Annotated in this window: 13 protein-coding genes; 12 read left to right on the plus strand and 1 reads right to left on the minus strand. The window is 41.1% G+C overall.

The features are described from left to right. The first annotated feature begins 6 nt into the window (after nucleotides 1–6). The 10 genes from NQ489_RS05405 to NQ489_RS05450 all read left to right on the plus strand — a co-directional run bounded on the left by NQ489_RS05405 (nucleotide 7) and on the right by NQ489_RS05450 (nucleotide 13602). A complete protein-coding gene (locus NQ489_RS05405) occupies nucleotides 7–855 on the plus strand; it encodes a carbohydrate ABC transporter permease (protein WP_044960959.1) in 849 nt (282 codons plus the stop codon). A gap of 17 nt (nucleotides 856–872) precedes the next feature. Next, nucleotides 873–1898 carry a zinc-dependent alcohol dehydrogenase gene (locus NQ489_RS05410; RefSeq protein WP_021650648.1) on the plus strand — a complete coding sequence of 342 codons (1026 nt, stop codon included), beginning with the start codon at nucleotides 873–875 and terminating at the stop codon, nucleotides 1896–1898. Between the two features lie 19 nt (nucleotides 1899–1917). After that, nucleotides 1918–4155: a pyruvate formate lyase family protein gene (locus NQ489_RS05415; protein WP_021650649.1), complete on the plus strand. Its 2238-nt coding sequence runs from the start codon at nucleotides 1918–1920 to the stop codon at nucleotides 4153–4155. 8 nt (nucleotides 4156–4163) lie between these two features. Further along, complete coding sequence (locus NQ489_RS05420) at nucleotides 4164–5060, plus strand: glycyl-radical enzyme activating protein (RefSeq protein ID WP_021650650.1); 897 nt, start codon at nucleotides 4164–4166, stop codon at nucleotides 5058–5060. Between the two features lie 34 nt (nucleotides 5061–5094). Further along, complete coding sequence (locus NQ489_RS05425) at nucleotides 5095–7860, plus strand: hypothetical protein (protein WP_021650651.1); 2766 nt, start codon at nucleotides 5095–5097, stop codon at nucleotides 7858–7860. Between the two features lie 36 nt (nucleotides 7861–7896). Next, entirely contained in the window at nucleotides 7897–9033 is a 1137-nt protein-coding gene (locus tag NQ489_RS05430; RefSeq protein ID WP_021650652.1) for a carbohydrate kinase family protein, read from the plus strand. Between the two features lie 12 nt (nucleotides 9034–9045). Further along, nucleotides 9046–9975, plus strand: a complete 930-nt coding sequence (locus NQ489_RS05435) for a class II fructose-bisphosphate aldolase (protein WP_021650653.1) — start codon at nucleotides 9046–9048, stop codon at nucleotides 9973–9975. 152 nt (nucleotides 9976–10127) lie between these two features. Beyond that, on the plus strand, nucleotides 10128–11105 hold the full coding sequence (locus NQ489_RS05440; protein WP_021650654.1) for a LacI family DNA-binding transcriptional regulator: 978 nt from the start codon (nucleotides 10128–10130) through the stop codon (nucleotides 11103–11105). Between the two features lie 239 nt (nucleotides 11106–11344). Further along, entirely contained in the window at nucleotides 11345–12925 is a 1581-nt protein-coding gene (locus NQ489_RS05445) for a glucose-6-phosphate isomerase (RefSeq protein ID WP_021650655.1), read from the plus strand. 158 nt (nucleotides 12926–13083) lie between these two features. Further along, on the plus strand, nucleotides 13084–13602 hold the full coding sequence (locus NQ489_RS05450; RefSeq protein WP_021650656.1) for an AAA family ATPase: 519 nt from the start codon (nucleotides 13084–13086) through the stop codon (nucleotides 13600–13602). Nucleotides 13603–13614: 12 nt separating this feature from the next. Here the strand turns inward: NQ489_RS05450 and NQ489_RS05455 are convergent, their stop codons facing one another. Next, the gene (locus NQ489_RS05455) at nucleotides 13615–14145 is read right to left on the minus strand and encodes an IS630 family transposase (RefSeq protein ID WP_084449127.1); all 531 of its coding nucleotides are present in this window, start codon (nucleotides 14143–14145) and stop codon (nucleotides 13615–13617) included. 496 nt (nucleotides 14146–14641) lie between these two features. On the opposite strand from NQ489_RS05455, the gene NQ489_RS05460 reads away from it, so the two are divergent. After that, entirely contained in the window at nucleotides 14642–15928 is a 1287-nt protein-coding gene (locus tag NQ489_RS05460) for a vWA domain-containing protein (protein WP_021651404.1), read from the plus strand. Further along, nucleotides 15925–17445: an AAA family ATPase gene (locus NQ489_RS05465; protein ID WP_021651403.1), complete on the plus strand. Its 1521-nt coding sequence runs from the start codon at nucleotides 15925–15927 to the stop codon at nucleotides 17443–17445. Before NQ489_RS05460 ends, NQ489_RS05465 begins: the two co-directional genes overlap by 4 nt. The last annotated feature ends 47 nt before the right edge of the window (nucleotides 17446–17492 follow it).

Genomic DNA, 17492 nt, shown 5'->3' on the forward strand with positions numbered 1-17492 from the left:
GAGATTATGACCAGAAAATTAAGAAATAAAATTCTGGGAGACAGCTTAATCTGGGTAATTATAGCTGCATTTGTAGTAATCATGCTGTTTCCATTTGTTTATATATTATCTACTGCATTGAAATCGGATACAGATCTTGCAACAAGTGTTGGAAGAATTTTGCCGAAAGCAGCGCAATGGGAGAATTTTACAAAAGCATGGCAGCTGCTGGATTTTCCCAAGTGCTTTTTTAATTCATTTATTGTTGCGATAGCAGTGACCGCACTTACTATTTTCCTCTGTAGTTTAGCTGCATATGTATTTACCAGACTTGAGTTCAAAGGCAGAAATATTGTTTTTATTCTTTATTTGTCAACGATGATGATTCCGATTACTGTAAGACTGATTCCGTCTTATAATCTGTGTAGAAATCTCAATATGCTGGATACATATATGGGGATGATACTTCCGCAGGTAGCATGGTCCATTCCGTTTGGAACATTTCTTATGCGCCAGTTTTATATGGGAATACCGAAGCAACTGGATGAAGCAGCAAAAATTGATGGAGCAAATCATTTCCAGATATTCTGGAAGATCTTACTGCCAAATACGAAATCAAGTATGACAACATTAGGAATTTATACATTTATTTCTGCGTGGAATAATCTGATCTGGATGTTGTTATCCGTCAGAAGTGAAGGCAAATGGACAGTAACATTGGGAATAAGTTCAATCTGTGGCGCATCTGTAATCAAACAGCCGACATGGAATCTGATCATGGGTGTTATCGTGATTGGAATGATTCCTGTTCTGATTCTGTTTTTTGCATTCCAGAAATATTTTATGCAGTCTGTAGCTGCAACCGGCATTAAATAGTAAAAAGGAGATCAGTTATGAAAGGTTTAGTGGTAACAGAAGACAATAAACTGTACCTGGAAGAAAAGCTTCCGATTCCGGAGATCGGAGAGTATGAAGCACTGGTAAAAAATGAATGCTGTATGATCTGTAACGGAACGGATCTGGGAGTTATTGGAGGAAAAGTCAGAGAAGTAACGAGATATCCGGCGGTTTTAGGACACGAAGATGCAGGAAGAGTTGTTAAAATCGGCAAAAAAGTTACTTCTTTTAAAGTGGGAGATCTTGTAGTCAGGGCAGGACAACCGGATAATGAGAAATTTTCCAGCGCTTGGGGCGGATTTGCTGAATATGGAATTGTAAAAGATTATAAAGCAGCCATGGCAGACCAGGCCGATGTAAAAGATATTAATCTTGGAATTACACAGCAGGTGTGCCCGGAAGGAATGCAGGCAGAAGCTGCTTCTATGCTGATAACTTTAAAGGAAACATACAGTGCATTAAAAAGAATCGGCGTTGAAGATAAAAAGAAGATGGTCATACTCGGAGACGGACCGGTTGCGCTTGCTTTTCTAAGCTGTGCAAAACTGATGGGAATTCAGGAGATTTATGTCCTGGGAAATCACAGAGACAAGCTGGAAACAGCAGAAAAACTGGGAGCAGCAGGTACATTTCTTAACAAAGACGAAGAAGAAAAGAAAAAAGCTTCTGATCTGTTTGACAGAAAGTCCGATATCTGTATAGATACGATTGGATCAAATCAGACAATCACGCAGTGTCTGGACTATATTAAAGAGACAGGGACAATTGCTGTATATGGCTTAAAAAGCGGAGAAAATCTGAATGTACCATTACCGGAACTCAGGAATTTCAATATTCAGTATGTGCAGTGGCCGGTGCCTGAGGTAGAAGCAGAAGTACATAAGCCGGTTTGTGATGCGATTATGGATGGGAAAATAGACATCGATTTATTTGTGACACATAGATTTTCAATAGATGATTATGAAAAAGGATTTCAGGCAGTAAAAGACAGAACTGCATTGAAGGTAGTTTTAAATTTTTAAGGCAACTCAGGAGGAACGCATGATGGCAGGTTATCGATTCAATAAAGAAGAATATTTTAAAGAGACCAAAGAGGTATATTCTAATTATCCAACCGATGTTTCCAGAATGGAAGAAGAACTGGACCGCCTCCAGAAAGAAAATCCAAAGGCAAGCTCTTTTCAGAAAAAAACATGGATCTACAGAATTGCAGCCAGGGATGCTGAAGTGATTCTTTTTCCATCCAGTCCGTTTTATGCAGAAATTGATACAGGAAGAGAACAGAACAGTGTTACGGCATCGTTCCCGCCACAGCCAGGCATTGGATGTTGGCTAATGAAGCAATACCCAGATTTTGTAGATGAATATGGAGAATGGAGTGGATACTACGGAAAATATGGTGTCATGAACGGACCACAGTTTATGGATGCGGCGCATCACTATGCAAATTGTGAAACTGTGTTGAAATATGGTCTATCAGGAATAATCAGACATGCAATGATGCGTCTGGAAGAGAAAAATCTTACAGATCATCAGCAGGATTTTTTAAAATGTATGGTCGATGTATGCCGAAGTCTGCAAAAAATTTCTGAAAGATTTGCAGAAAAAGCGGAGGAAATGCTGAAAACAGAACACGATGAGGAACATGTAAAGGCACTTAAAATGATTGCTGTTACGGCACGCCGAATTCCATCTGAACCGGCAGAAACATTTTATGAAGCAATGTGTGCAATCTGGTTTACGCGTGAGATGTGCAATGCGTTAGATGGTCTTGGATTTGCTGTGATTGGCCATTTGGACAGAATCCTGATTAGTTATTATGAAAGAGATTTGAAAAATAATCGAATAACGCCGGATGAGGCGCAGGAACTGGTTGACTGTTTTGTATCAATGACAGATGCAAGATGGGATCTTGAAGCAGACCTGCCAGGGGGCACAAATGCAGATATTATTATAGGCGGATGTGATAAAAATGGCAATATTGTTTATAATGACATAAGCAGGATGATCATAAACAGTTATAAAAAATATCATTTTGCAAATCCGAAACTACAGGTGAGAATATCGGCAAAGCATCCGGATGAATTTCTGATGCAGGTTGGTGAATTGGCAGGAATGGGTCTGAATGTGCTGTCTGTCTTTAATGATGATGTGATAATTCCAGCAAATCAGAAGCAGGGAAAAAGTCTGGAAGACTGTCGACTTTATGTCGCAGGTGGCTGCCAGGAAATCTGTCTTTCTAATGAAGTCAACAGCAGAGCATATACCTATCTTAATCTTGTGCAGATGTTAAATGGATCCTTATATCCAGAGTACTGGAATGACGTATTTAAAAGGGATGGATTTAAATTTATTCCAGCTGCGAATGCGAGCGATTTTGAAGAATTCTATCATATTGTAATTGAAAATTATAGAAATGAACTGAATTTCTTTGTGAAAAAATATAACGAATATGGTTCATGGTGGAAAATAATAAATCCGTCGTTGTTCTTTTCTGCAACTATGCCATCATGTACTGAGACGGCAAAAGATGTCTCAGAAGGCGGTGCTGTCTATAATACAGATAATTTTGCTGCTGCGGGTGCAGGGACAGTAATTGATTCGTTATATGCGATAAAGAAGGCAGTATATGAAGATAAGATTACGACATTTGGTCACCTGCTTAAAGCGATGAAAGAAGACTTCAGAGATGATGAGATCCTTCGACAATATTTGCTTCATAAAGTCCCAAAATTTTGCAAGGATAAAGATGCTACAGAATTTGGAAAAAAGGTTATGGATGATCTGGCTGAATGTCTTGGAGGACAGGCAAATTACAGAGGCGGAAAATTTGAGCCGTCATTATTTGCTTTTTATTCTTATAACTGGTTTAAAAATGTAACGATTGCAACGGCCGATGGACGAAAAAGTGAAAGTGCTCTCTCACGAGGCGTTAACCCAAGTGAAAGTACAGAAAACATCAATATTGCAGCATTACTTGATGCAATAAAAACAATGGATTACACGAAATATCCGGGTGGGGCAGTTATTTATATGGACATTCCACTGATGTATAAAACTCCGCAGCCGTCATTGTTTGCAAGTGTGATGCGGGCCTTCTGTGAAAATGGCGGAAGCATTATGGATTTTAATGTTATCAGCAGGAATGCACTTTTAGAGGCACAGAAAAATCCGGAAACACATAAAAATATTGTAGTAAGAGTGTGTGGATACAGTGCATATTTCCATACATTGACTGCGGAAATGCAGAATGAGGTAATTCAGCGTACACAGAGGTAAGCGGTAAAATGAAGCAAAAATTACTGGTAAGTCAGATACAGAACTTTTCTCTGCATGACGGACCGGGAATACGGACAACTGTATTTTTACAGGGATGTAATTTGCGGTGCAAATGGTGTCACAACCCGGAGACATGGAAAAAGGAAAGTATACTGAGTTATACGGAAAATAAATGTATTGGCTGTGGTCAGTGTATTGAAATCTGTCCCTCAGGAGCACAACAGATACAAAACGGGCAGCATATTTATGAAAGAACTCTTTGTACTGTGTGTGGAAAGTGTGTGGAAATTTGCTGCACAGAAGCATTGGAAATCGTAGGAAGTTATTATTCTGCTGAAGAATTATCGGAACTTTTGCTCAGAGACAGAAGACTCTATGAAATTTCAGAAGGTGGTGTTACTTTTTCCGGTGGAGAACCAATGATGCAGGCAGAGATTCTATATGATTTGTGCAACAGACTTCAGAAAGAGCATATTTCAGTTGCTTTTGAAACAGCACTTGCTTTTCCTTGGAAAGTGATACACAGAATGACAGAATGTGCAGATCTGTTTCTTGTAGATTTTAAGATGTTTGACAATGAAAAACATAAAGAATATACAGGAACAGAAAATACCCTGATCAAAGAGAATCTGAAAAAACTGGTGAATTACAGACCGATCATGATCAGGCTTCCAATTATAAAAGGAATCAATGATGAGATAGAAAATGCTGTTGCAACAGCAGATTTTTTTGCAGCTCTTGGAAGAAACATCAAGAGTGTGGAATTTTTGCCGTATCATGATTTTGGAGTTGAAAAAGCAAAACATGTCGGAGTGAATCAGCAGATGTTTGAAGCACCTGATGAAAAACAGCTGGAGCTGTTGAAAGAAGTTTACAGAAGTAAAAAGATTGACGTAGTGGAATAAAGAAGATTGCTAACAGAAAGGAACAGAGACAGAAATGAAAAAGCATTTTCTGAAAAAGCACGAAGAAAACTGGTTGCGCATTCCTTATGAAGAGAATGCAGATCCATGTATTATAACTATTTCAGACAGTACTGGAAAAAAAGAAACTATTCAGATGAAAGTATCTAAGACAAGAGTGGACTATTGGATGGCATATCCCCTGAAAGATTTTTTCGGGGACGATATTCAGGCAGAAGGTCCGGCGAGCAGATGGATCAATGCAATAGAACTTTCTGATGATCCGGAAAAACAGAGAAGAAGAGAACTGTCTAAGTCTGTCATTCATTATATGCCGCCAACCGGATGTATCCGGGAACTGAACAGTGTAAAAAAAGCAGGAGAACAGTGGGTTTTAGATTGTGTAACCGATCCATGTTCACTGACAGGAAATGAAGAAAATCAAACAGCTATGAGACTTGTAAGCAAGGATCTGCTGCACTGGAAATCCGAGGAGAATGAGTTAGAAGAAATTGAAATCAACTGCCGGAAATCAGATAAATGGATTGGAGATGTCGAAAAACAAATAGAATTTGAAGAAGATGGAAAAATCTGGATTCTAGGTCAGACTGCGAAAAAAACGTGTGAAGGTGTTGCATCATCTAATGCAATCAGTATTCCATCCGTTTTTTCAGGAGAACAGATAAAGCCAGCTGCACAGATGGATAATCTGCGAGTGTGGGTTAGACAGTGGCATAATGAGCATATTGATAAAAAGTTTGAATTTCTCATGAGATTTCGTCAGGGACCAGACGTATGGCCGGAAGTCCGACTTCTGGCACCTGAAAATATTTTATCTGATATTCAGACAAAGGCCTGTGAGGTAGAACTGGAGATGTTTGTCGGACAGGAACCGGAAATTGAGTTTGAGCTGTGTGGAGTGAAGTGGGTCTGGAAGGCATTAGATCAGACACTGAACTGTCAGGGATATAAAATGAAAATTCCAACGGAAAAAGGAAGACTGTATCTGCATTTCTACAGGGACATGGCAATTCAGGAATTATATGCAGACAGAAAGAATGCAATGCTCATAGTACAGGATAATGGACCGAAAAAAGAAGATTATAAGATTCGAAGTGAGCAGGTGGAAAATATCAATAATCCATCATTTTATCTGCAATATAATGCGGACCCGTATTTTGAAATCCATACGAATGGAAAAACAGCCTCTGTCATTTGTCTGAATATATGGGGTTTAAGATCTACGAGATATGAAGAAGAAAACAGAAGGCTGATCGAACAGGAAGAAAAAGGACAGCCGTTGTTTAAATCTGAATCTTACACAATATATGAGAAATGTGTAGAAGATCGTATTTATGGAGAACCTGCAGCATGGGCACTGCGTGGTGGAAAAATAGTTTTATCACCTGTACGCGCGGTGGAAGAATTCTGCTGGAGAGATACTCCGTGGGGAGACATGACAAGAATCCAGAACCGAACCGAGCGTTGGGACGCACCGGAAGATTCAGCCTACCCGAAATTACATACAGAGCATAACGTCATAAATGCAGCATTTTCGCTTGCAACAGATATTATGTGTCAGAACAGAAATAAAAAGTATGCCTTGCCAGGACAAGAAGGTCTGATGAATGCGGCTGTTTTTCAAAGAGAAGGAGAAGGTTTTGGAAGTTGGGTAAGAGATACCTGCCATGCAGCATTTCGATGTCAGAATCTACTTGCACCGGATGAAGCCAGGGAGTCGTTATCCTATATTTCTGAACATGGATTTAATAATGGTGTTGACTGTGCTGCCATGCCGGCGATTGCAGCATGGGATCATTATATAACAACTGGAGATATCCAGCTTTTGTATGAAATGTTACCTGGAATTATAAAATATGCAGAAGAAGCGGATGCACGTTATGATGAAGAAATGCAGCTGGTTCATGCAACCATGTGTCTTGCGCAGGATGCTTTTGAAGAACCGGAGAATGGCGGATACTGTCTTGGAACAGAAATTGCATTTGCCCTGATGTATCAGGATGTCGCCAGAATATGTGAGGTGACAGGATGCTATCCGGAGAGAATTAAGTTCTGGGAAAGTCGTTCGAAGGAAATGCTTGCATCCATAAAGGAAAAATACTGGAATGAAGAAAAAGAATGCTTTACAAGTGGACCAATAGGAAGTGAAGCATACGAAAAAGGCTGGTGGGAGACGACTGGGGCAGAAATGGTTTTGTGGCCACGATTTGGTATTGCAACTGAGAGACAGAGAAATCTGTTTTTGAAGACAATCGAAAGTAATCCAGAGGCATTTTCTGAGTTTGGAATTAACTGGTATCCGTTCCGCAAAGAAAAAAACCATTTCTGGAGAGCATGCTGGGTATCATGGACGCTTGGGTTATCAGAGGCAGCTGGTGAAAGTGGAAATAAAGAGTTTCTGAAAAAACTTATTTATGCACAGGTGAGAAATGTGCTCCTGAATAAATCTTTTCATGAAGTAATGGATGTTGATACAGGAAGAGCGTGGAGATGGCCGCACCTGCCATGGCATGCGGCAGGTTTTATTGGATTTATTGTTAATGGAATTTTTGGAATACGTTATAGTGAACAGGGAATTCAGATACATCCATGTATTTTGGATGAATTTGAGGGAGCAGTACTTGATTCTGTTCCATATCAGAATGCAAAATTTGTATTTGAGATACATGGGCATGGTGACAGCTATACAGTAAAAATGGATGGAAATCTGGTGGAAGGTTCCTTTGGCAAGGAAATGACAGGAGAGCATAAGGTGGATATATATGCTTATGAAACTGAATAAAATCGGTATGGTAAGAAATAACTGTGAGGATAGAACATGAGCATAAAGAAAGCAATTGCAGCCGGACATATCTGTCTGGATATTACACCGGCTTTTAAGAGCAAGGAAGAAAAAAACATCAAAGACCTTTTCAGACCGGGGCAACTAATCGCAATGGATGCGGCCAAAGTAAGTCTTGGCGGATCGGTATCCAACACAGGTGTTGGCATGAAACGTCTTGGCGCAGATGTAGAACTAATGGGAATGGTCGGAGATGATGCATTTGGTCAGATGGTTCTCAACGAACTGGAAAAATATGGTGCATCTCCGGAGAGCATGATTGTAAGAAAAGGAGTCGGAACTTCTTATTCTGTAATCCTTGCACCGGCAGGCATTGACAGGATCTTCCTTCACTGCTCAGGTGCTAATGATACATTTACTCTGGATGATATCGATCTGGAAAAGGTAAAAGGAGCAAATCTGTTCCATTTTGGCTATCCATCGCTGATGCGGAAGATGTATATTGATGGCGGCAAAGAACTGGTTCGTCTTTTAAAGGCTGTTCATGAACAGGGAGTTGCAATCTCTGTTGATATGGCAATGTTTGAAGAAAGTACAGAAGCAGGTACCCAGGATTGGAACGAAGTTCTGAAATCTGTGATTCCGTACATTGATTTCTTTGTGCCGAGTGTTGAAGAACTCTGCATTATGCTGGACCGTGACCGTTATCATGAATGGAACGAAAGGGCAAATGGTTCAGATGTAACGAACTTCCTTGATGTTGAAAAAGATATCAGGCCACTGGCAGATAAGCTTCTCTCCTATGGTGCAAAAGTTATCCTGATCAAATGTGGTACACCGGGCATCTATTTTCGCACAGCAGCCAAGGAACAGCTTCTGAAGATTGGTGGTGGAATCGGAGAAGAGATTGCGGAGACATGGGCAGTCAAAGAAGCTTTTGAGAAGAGTTATTTCGTAGAAAAAGACAAAGTCGCATCTGGAACAGGCGCCGGAGATACGACGATTGCTGCATTCTTAAGTGCTATCCTGGAAGGCAAAAGCTGGGAGGATGCTCTTCATCTTGCAACAGCGACCGGAGCGCTCTGTGTACAGACCTATGATGCGCTCAGTGGAATCATTCCACTTGATGAAGTACAGAAGAAGATTGCCGCAGGTTGGGAAAAAAGAAAGTAAGAGGTAGAAAAAATGTTAGTTAATATGAATGATGTGCTTTATCCGGCAAAAAAGGGAAAATATGCAGTAGGACTATTTAATGCGGTAAACCTGGAACTGGCGCGAGGAATCATTGCAGCAGCAGAAAATTCTCAGTCACCGGTTATCATGGGAACTGCGGAAGTACTTCTTCCATACGGACCACTGGAAGAGGTTTCCTATTATCTTATTCCTATGGCTAAGAAAGCAAATGTTCCGGTAGTTATTCATCTGGATCATGGCCTTAAGAAAGAAACATGCCTGAAAGCTCTGGAACTTGGATTCTCATCCATTATGTATGACTGCTCTACAGATTCTTATGAAGATAATGTAAGAAAAGTTAAAGAAATGGCAGACATCGCGCATTCTTATGGAGCAACCATCGAGGGCGAACTCGGACATGTAGGTGACAACCCGGATTCTGCAGAGGGAAGCGCCCATATCAATCCGGCTGATTTCTATACAGATCCGAGGATGGCAAAAGACTTTGTTGACAAAACAGGTGTGGATGCTCTTGCAATTGCAGTAGGAACTGCCCACGGGGCATATAAGTTGCCTCCAAAGCTTGATTTTGAGAGAATTAATACCATTGCTCATACAGTAGATGTACCGCTTGTTCTGCATGGCGGTTCCGGACTTACAGACAACGACTTCAAACGTGCGATTCAGGAAGGTATAAGCAAGATCAATATTTTTACGGATATCAATGTGGCAGCAGTAGAGGCTGAATTCCGCAAATTTGAAAGTATGAATAAAGGTATCATTGATTTGATTCCGGCGGCAGTTGAGGCTGTTAAACAGGAAACCATGAAGAAGATGATACTTTTCTCAAGCAATGGAAAAGGTGTATTAGACCAGCCATCCCAGGATGAACTTGTAAAAGCTGTTGTTCAGGGTGTTCTCAAAGAAATTGTTGGAAAATAGGGTATTATTGATCCGAGCAGAAACAGAATAAGAGGTTGACTAGAGCATTTTGAAGATTTTGTGTGCAAAAGTAGAGTTTGGCTTGCGAAATACATGAATAAATAGTTATAATATAAAGAAACAAGCGAATCTGTAAAATCACGGAGGATTGAATGGCAAATATTAAAGATGTGGCCAAACTGGCTGGAGTTTCTGTAACAACTGTTTCAAGAGTATTGAATAATAAAGGGTATATATCACAGGATACATACGAAAGTGTATATAAAGCAATTGATCAGCTTGATTATGTCCCAAATCAGATTGCTAGAAACCTTTTTAGACAAAAATCTTATTATATTAGTCTGATCGTGCCTGACAGCTCGCATCCTTTTTGGGCGGAAATAACGAAATACATCGAAAAAAAACTTTATAAACATCATTATAAACTTTTTTTATGTAATACCGGAGATACGGAAGATAAAGAAAGAGATTATATAAAAATGATGAGAGAAAATATGGTAGATGGTATTATTCTTGGAACGCATATGTTAGCAGAGTCCGAATATCAGAATCTGGATCTTCCTATTGTGGCATTTGATTATCGAGTTGCGGAAGAGATTCCAACCATCTATTCTGACCATAATAAGGGTGGTTTGCTGGCTGCAAATGAAATTATAAAGAATGACTGCAAATGCGTTTTAAATGTAACGGCTGTTGTAACAGATAAATCTCCTTCTATTAATCGTCATAGGGTTTTTTCAGAAACATTGAAGAAAAATGGTGTAAAATGTATCGATTATATCTGGAATACAAAACAAAGAACAGAAGAATATCATCAGCAAATGAATAAACTTTTTGATGAATATCCGGAAATGGATGCAATGTTTTCGGAAGATTTGATCATTATGAATGCGTTAAAATGTGCAGGTGAGAGGGGAATGTGTATTCCTGATGAATTTAAAGCAGTAGGATATGATGGAACGCTGATTGCAAAGATAAGTTATCCGTCAATGACTTATGTTTCACAGCCAATAAAAGAATTGGCAGATACATTGGTAGATGTATTATTAAAGAAAATAAATGGTGCAAAATTACATGAAGATATTATTTTGAAGGATGTTTGTCTGGTGAAAGGGCAAACGACAGAATAGAATAAAAAAAATTACAGAGAAGGTTCCTATAGTGTTGAATGGCATTGTAGGAGCTTTCTCTGTAATTTTTTTTAAGGTGTACGATCCAGATGAGGGAAAAAGGGCGTTGATTTTATAGAGAGAATATCCACACCTCCGTTTGCAGACTTGAATTTACCTTCATTTGATATTATAATCAAAGAGATTGAAACGAATCCTGAAAACAGCGGGAACATCTAATTTTAAGGAGGAATCTTATTATGAGTACCTGGAACAACCTGGATACTCTTGAATCTTTCAAAGAACTTTCAAATGTAAAGAAAGTAAACCTTGTAGAAGCTATGACCGGAGAAAATGGTGCAGAACGTGTTAAAAAATACAGCGTACCGATGGCTGCTGGTCTTGCATATAACTATGCTGCAAAACAGGTAGATGACGACGTACTTGAAGGTCTCAAAAAGCTTGCAAAAGAAGCACAGCTTACTGAAAAATACGCAGCTCTCTACAATGGCGAAATGATCAATACAGGTGAGAAACGTCTCGTTCTTTATCAGCTGACACGTGGCCAGCTTGGTGATACTGTTACAGCTGACGGCGTTGACAAACGTGCTTTCTATGTAGAACAGCAGCAGAAGATTGCTGACTTTGCCAATAAAGTACATGCAGGTGAGATTACAAACGCAGCAGGAGAAAAATTCACAACTGTTGTTCAGATCGGTATCGGCGGAAGTGACCTTGGTCCGCGTGCAATGTACCTTGCACTTGAGAACTGGGCAAAGAAAAATGACAAATTTAAAATGGAAGCCAGATTCATCAGCAATGTAGATCCTGATGATGCAGCAGCAGTCCTGAATTCTATTGATGTTGCACATTCCATTTTCGTACTGGTATCTAAATCAGGTACAACTCTTGAAACACTGACAAATGAATCCTTCGTAAAAGATGCTCTTAAAAATGCAGGACTGGATGCTTCCAAGCATATGATCGCTGTTACAAGTGAGACTTCTCCACTTGCTAAGAGTGATGATTATCTTGCAGCATTTTTCATGGATGATTATATCGGTGGACGTTATTCTTCCACATCTGCAGTTGGCGGTGCTGTATTATCTCTGGCATTCGGACCGGAAGTATTTGCAGAATTCCTTGAAGGTGCAGCAGAAGAAGATAAACTTGCTAAAAACGAAGATGTTATGCAGAACCCGGCTATGCTGGATGCGCTGATCGGCGTATATGAAAGAAACATCCTTGGATATCCAAGCACAGCAGTTCTTCCATATTCACAGGCACTCAGCCGCTTCCCTGCACATCTGCAGCAGCTTGATATGGAATCTAACGGAAAATCTGTAAACCGTTTCGGTGATCCTGTAAATTATGTAACAGGACCGGTAATCTTTGGAGAACCAGGAACAAACGGACAGCATTCTTTCTATCAGCTTCTTCATCAGGGAACTGATATCGTACCGCTTCAGTTCATCGGATACAGAAATAACCAGATGGGCACAGATGTAGTGATCCAGGACAGCACAAGCCAGCAGAAACTCTGCGCTAACGTTGCAGCTCAGATCGTTGCATTTGCATGTGGTAAATCTGATGAAAACAGCAATAAGAACTTTGAAGGTGGACGTCCGTCAAGCATCATCATTGGTGATCAGGTAAATCCTGCAAGCCTTGGTGCACTCCTTGCACACTTTGAAAACAAAGTAATGTTCCAGGGATTCCTGTGGAACCTGAACAGCTTTGACCAGGAAGGTGTTCAGCTTGGTAAAGTTCTTGCAAAACGTGTTCTTGCACATGAGACAGATGGAGCACTGAAAGTATTCAGCGATCTGCTGAATATCTGATTTGAAAGTTAGATCAATCATGAAATAATACAAGCCCTTCGCTTACAAATTGTAGGTGGAGGGCTTGTGTTTTACACGTGGAAAATCACCTTGTAACTTGCCATTAAACAGGTCAAATGATAAGATATATGTAATAATCTTTTGAAAGGAGCAGGATCATGGTATATGGAAAAAAACTTCCCATTGGTGTGGATGATTTTGAAAAGTTGATAAGAGAAGATTTTTACTATGTGGATAAGACCGAGATGATTGCAGATTTGTTGAGAAACTGGGGTGAAGTGAATCTTTTTACTCGTCCACGTCGTTTCGGAAAAAGCCTTAATATGAATATGCTTAAATCATTTTTTGAAATCGGCTGTGATAAAAACCTGTTTCAGAGTCTGAATATTTCAAAAGAAAAAGAACTGTGTGAGACTTATATGGGGCAGTTTCCTGTCATTTTCATCAGTCTGAAAGGTGTAGAAGGTCAGTCTTTTGAGGCTGCATGTAAGGGCCTGGCAAATATCATAGGTATGGAAGTTTTGCGATTTTCTTTCCTGAAAGACAGTTCGAAACTGACAGAAGATGAAAAAGCACTATATTCTGGATATACGAATGTAAAAGAAGGAGACTTTGTAACAGCCTCCAATATTGACAGTTTAGTTTCTTCTCTTAAGAGGCTTTCTACATTATTATAGCAATCCAATAAATTATTGCACATAATTACACGAATGAAACCACCCTATGCAGTCCTTTGGACGAATTGTTAAAAATCCTTTTGAAATAGCTGATGGTAATTCCGATGCAATCCGTATCTTTTCTTTCCTTAAAAATGCTTTGAGTTTTGACCACATCTTTTCAATCGGATTCAGATCCGGACTATACGGGGGTAAATACAGATAGGTTACTTTTGAGCTGTCCAGTAGCTGTTTCACCACTTTTGCATGATGGGAACGCATATTATCCATAACGATAATGTCTGCTTCTGAAAGCGTCGGCAGCAACTTTGTTTTCAGGTATTCTGCAAACCGCTCTGCAGTAGTTCCTCCCTGATAGACTGTATAGGCACAGTCTCCATTCAGACGTATGGAAGAAAGAACGGTTGTATTGCAGGGCGTGTTGAGTGGAGTTTTATCTACTGCTCTCCGGTTTTTCCATGCTCTGGCATAATGTCGCGTCATATTGATGTTTACTCCGCTTTCGTCCAGAAAGACCAGATGATTTATGTCTCTCTCCGACATATGTTTTTTCCAGTTTCTGCGTTTTTCCCTGACATCGGGGACGCTCCTGCTCTGAGGTATGAAGAGATTTTTTCTTGTAAGAATACCCGAGTTTAATAACTGCCTTGCGGACTGTTTCATTACAAACATGCAGACCAAGTTTATCGATGATTTCATCAATTGTGATATCTGGTTCCTGCTGAACCACCCGGTCAATATTTTGGATATCTTACGGTGTCAGGGCATGTTTACGTCCTCTCTGTGATGTTCTTGTTTTTACAGAACCTGTTTCACGCATTTGTTTTTCCAGGCGGTAAACAGTACTGGTATTCACAGAAAAACACTCTGGGATTTCTTTTGCATTGTGCGTTTTATTCCAAGCTTCAATAAGTAGTTTACGTGTTTCATCATGTAATATAATAATCACCTCTTGACTCTATCATAGTCCTGTTGTCAAGAGTGTGCAGTATTTTTTTGGAGTGCTATAGTTTGATCAGAAGGACAGGAGGCGGATTCGGTGGACCGGAATCAGGAAGAACTGGGAATACATATCCTGGAAAATGTGAGGAACGAACTGTACTACTATTTTCCATATCTGGACGGTGCTTTTGCCTGCATTTCCGGGAAGGGTTCGGAAGAGACCAGAACCATTGGAACAGACGGAGAGTTCTTCCTTTTTTCTCCGGAATATCTGCTGGAACTTTATGTGAAAAAGCCGGAGGCAGTGCGACGAGGGTATTTGCATATGTTGCTGCACTGCCTGTATCTGCATCTTTTTCGGGAAAATCAGGAAGACAGACGTTTATGGAACCTAGCCTGTGATATTGCGGTGGAACAGATCATTTCCAGAGAAAAGATCCCGGTTCTGGAGACAGGTGGAAATGAAAAAAAAATCCGGAAAAAAGTTTTCCATATGCTTGGAAACGGCGCGGATTCCGCAGAAAAGATCTGCCAGAAACTGAAAGATCAGGTATTTCCATTTCGATTGGAAGAGATGGAAGAAGCGTTCCATTTTGATGATCACTCACTATGGGATGCCTGCACAGGAGAAAAAGGAAAAAGAACAAAGGAAAAATGGAACAAGCTTCTTTCCTATACTGCCGCAAACCGTCAGGATCACCGGAAACGGCGGGGAAGTCAGAAAGGGGACCAGAAGGAAGAGGCAGGAACGGTAAGATCCGGAAGATACGATTACAAAAAATTTCTCCGTCAGTTTTCTGTGCTGCGGGAAGAGGTGGAGCTGGATACGGAAAGCTTTGATTATATTTTTTATAATTACGGGATGGAGCATTATGGAAATCTTCCGCTGATCGAGCCGCTGGAATATAAGGAAGTGAACCGTCTGGAGGAGCTGGTGATCGCCATTGATACTTCCGGCTCCTGTGATGGAGAGACTGTGCGGAGATTCCTTGGAGAAACGTATTCCATTCTCAGTGAAAAAGAGAATTTTTTCCATAAAATGAAGGTGTACCTGATCCAGTGTGACTGCTGTATCCAGGATGTTAAGGTGATCCATTCCGAGGAAGAATGGAAGGAATACAGCAAAAATATCACCATACAGGGCCGGGGCGGAACAGATTTCCGGCCGGTGTTCCGGTATGTGAAGGAGCAGCAGGAGAAAAAAGAAATCCGCAGTCTTAAGGCTCTGATCTATTTTACAGACGGGGATGGGATATATCCCGGAAGCAAACCGGATTATGAAACGGCCTTTGTATTTTTACATAAAACAGAAAAAATGGAGCTTGTTCCGCCCTGGGCGATCCGGCTTGTGGCAGAACAGGAAGGAGTGCGTTACAGAACATGAACATAAAAGAGGCAAAAGAAGAGATCAAACATACCTTACTGGCTTACAACCGGAAGGATGCAGCCGGACGCTACACATTTCCCAAACTCCGGCAGCGTCCCGTCCTGCTTATGGGGCCTCCCGGAATCGGGAAAACAGCGATCATGGAGCAGGTGGCAGAGGAATGTAATGTAGGTCTGGTAGCCTATACCATTACCCATCATACAAGACAGAGTGCGGTAGGACTGCCAAGGATCGTGACCCGGTGCTACAACGGAAAAGAGGTCAGCATCACAGAGTATACCTTAAGCGAGATCATTGCTTCTGTGTATGATTGTATGGAACGTACCGGAAAGAAGGAGGGAATCCTGTTTATCGATGAGATCAACTGTGTCTCCGAGACACTTGCGCCTACCATGCTGCAGTTCCTTCAGAACAAGACCTTCGGAAGCCACAGTGTGCCGGAAGGATGGCTGATCGCGGCAGCAGGAAATCCTCCGGAATATAATAAATCGGTCCGGGAGTTTGATATTGTAACACTGGACCGTGTGCGGAGGATGGATATCGAGGCAGATCTTGAGGTGTGGATGGAGTATGCCTGGAAAAAGGAGATCCACGGATCGATCCTGGCTTATCTCGGCATGAAAAAGGATCATTTTTATTCTGTGGAAAATACAGTGGACGGGAAATTCTTCGTGACAGCAAGAGGCTGGGAAGACCTGTCTGAGATCCTGAAGGCTTATGAGGAGCTGGGCGTGGAGATCACAGAGAATCTGGTCGGGGAGTATTTATGCAGAGAGGAGATCGCAAGAAGCTTTTTTGCCAGCTATCAGCTGTACCGGAAGTACGGAGAGGACTATGGCCTGGAACGTCTGCTTTCCGGAGAGATGCCGGAGGAGGAACAGCAGAAAAAGGTAAAAATGGCGAAGGAAGCTTCCTTTGAGGAACGCTTCCTTGTGACAGGGCTTCTGCTTGACGGTCTGAACGGAGGTTTTCTGACCTATGAGAAGATGGATGGTGAGACAGGTGCTGTTTATCAGGAACTTCTGCATCTGAAAGCTTTTCTTCAGGATAAAAAGGACATGACAGCGCTGGATGAATTTACAGATATGAAGAAGAAAAGTCTGGCTGTCCGTCTGGAGGCGGAGCTTCTTACCGCAGATCAGCAGACTACAGAAGAGCTTGTGATCCGCACTCTGGAGGAATTCAGCCTTACTATCCGAAAGGAGCATATCACAGAAACAGAGGCTGGCTTTGAACGGATCCGGCAGCTGTTTACGGAAATGGCGGAGAATAGAAAAGCCTGTGCGAAAAAGATCAGCGGGGAGCTGGAACAGGCATTTGCATTTATGAAGGAATGCTTCGGGGACGGACAGGAAACGGTGCTTTTTGTCACCGGACTGACCCGGAACAGCCATGCGGCGGCCTTTATCCGAGAGTATGGCTGTGATCCTTATTTTGCCTGCAGTGAGAAGCTTCTTTACCGGAAACAGGAGAAAAAGCTTCAGGAGGAATGTGCATCACTATTAGAAATATGAATGATCCCTTAACGAATACTTATGACTGAAAGGGGCCTGACATCTTG

This window comes from Blautia sp. KLE_1732_HM_1032 (genome assembly GCF_025147905.1).
In the GTDB taxonomy this organism is placed as follows: domain Bacteria; phylum Bacillota; class Clostridia; order Lachnospirales; family Lachnospiraceae; genus Blautia_A; species Blautia_A fusiformis.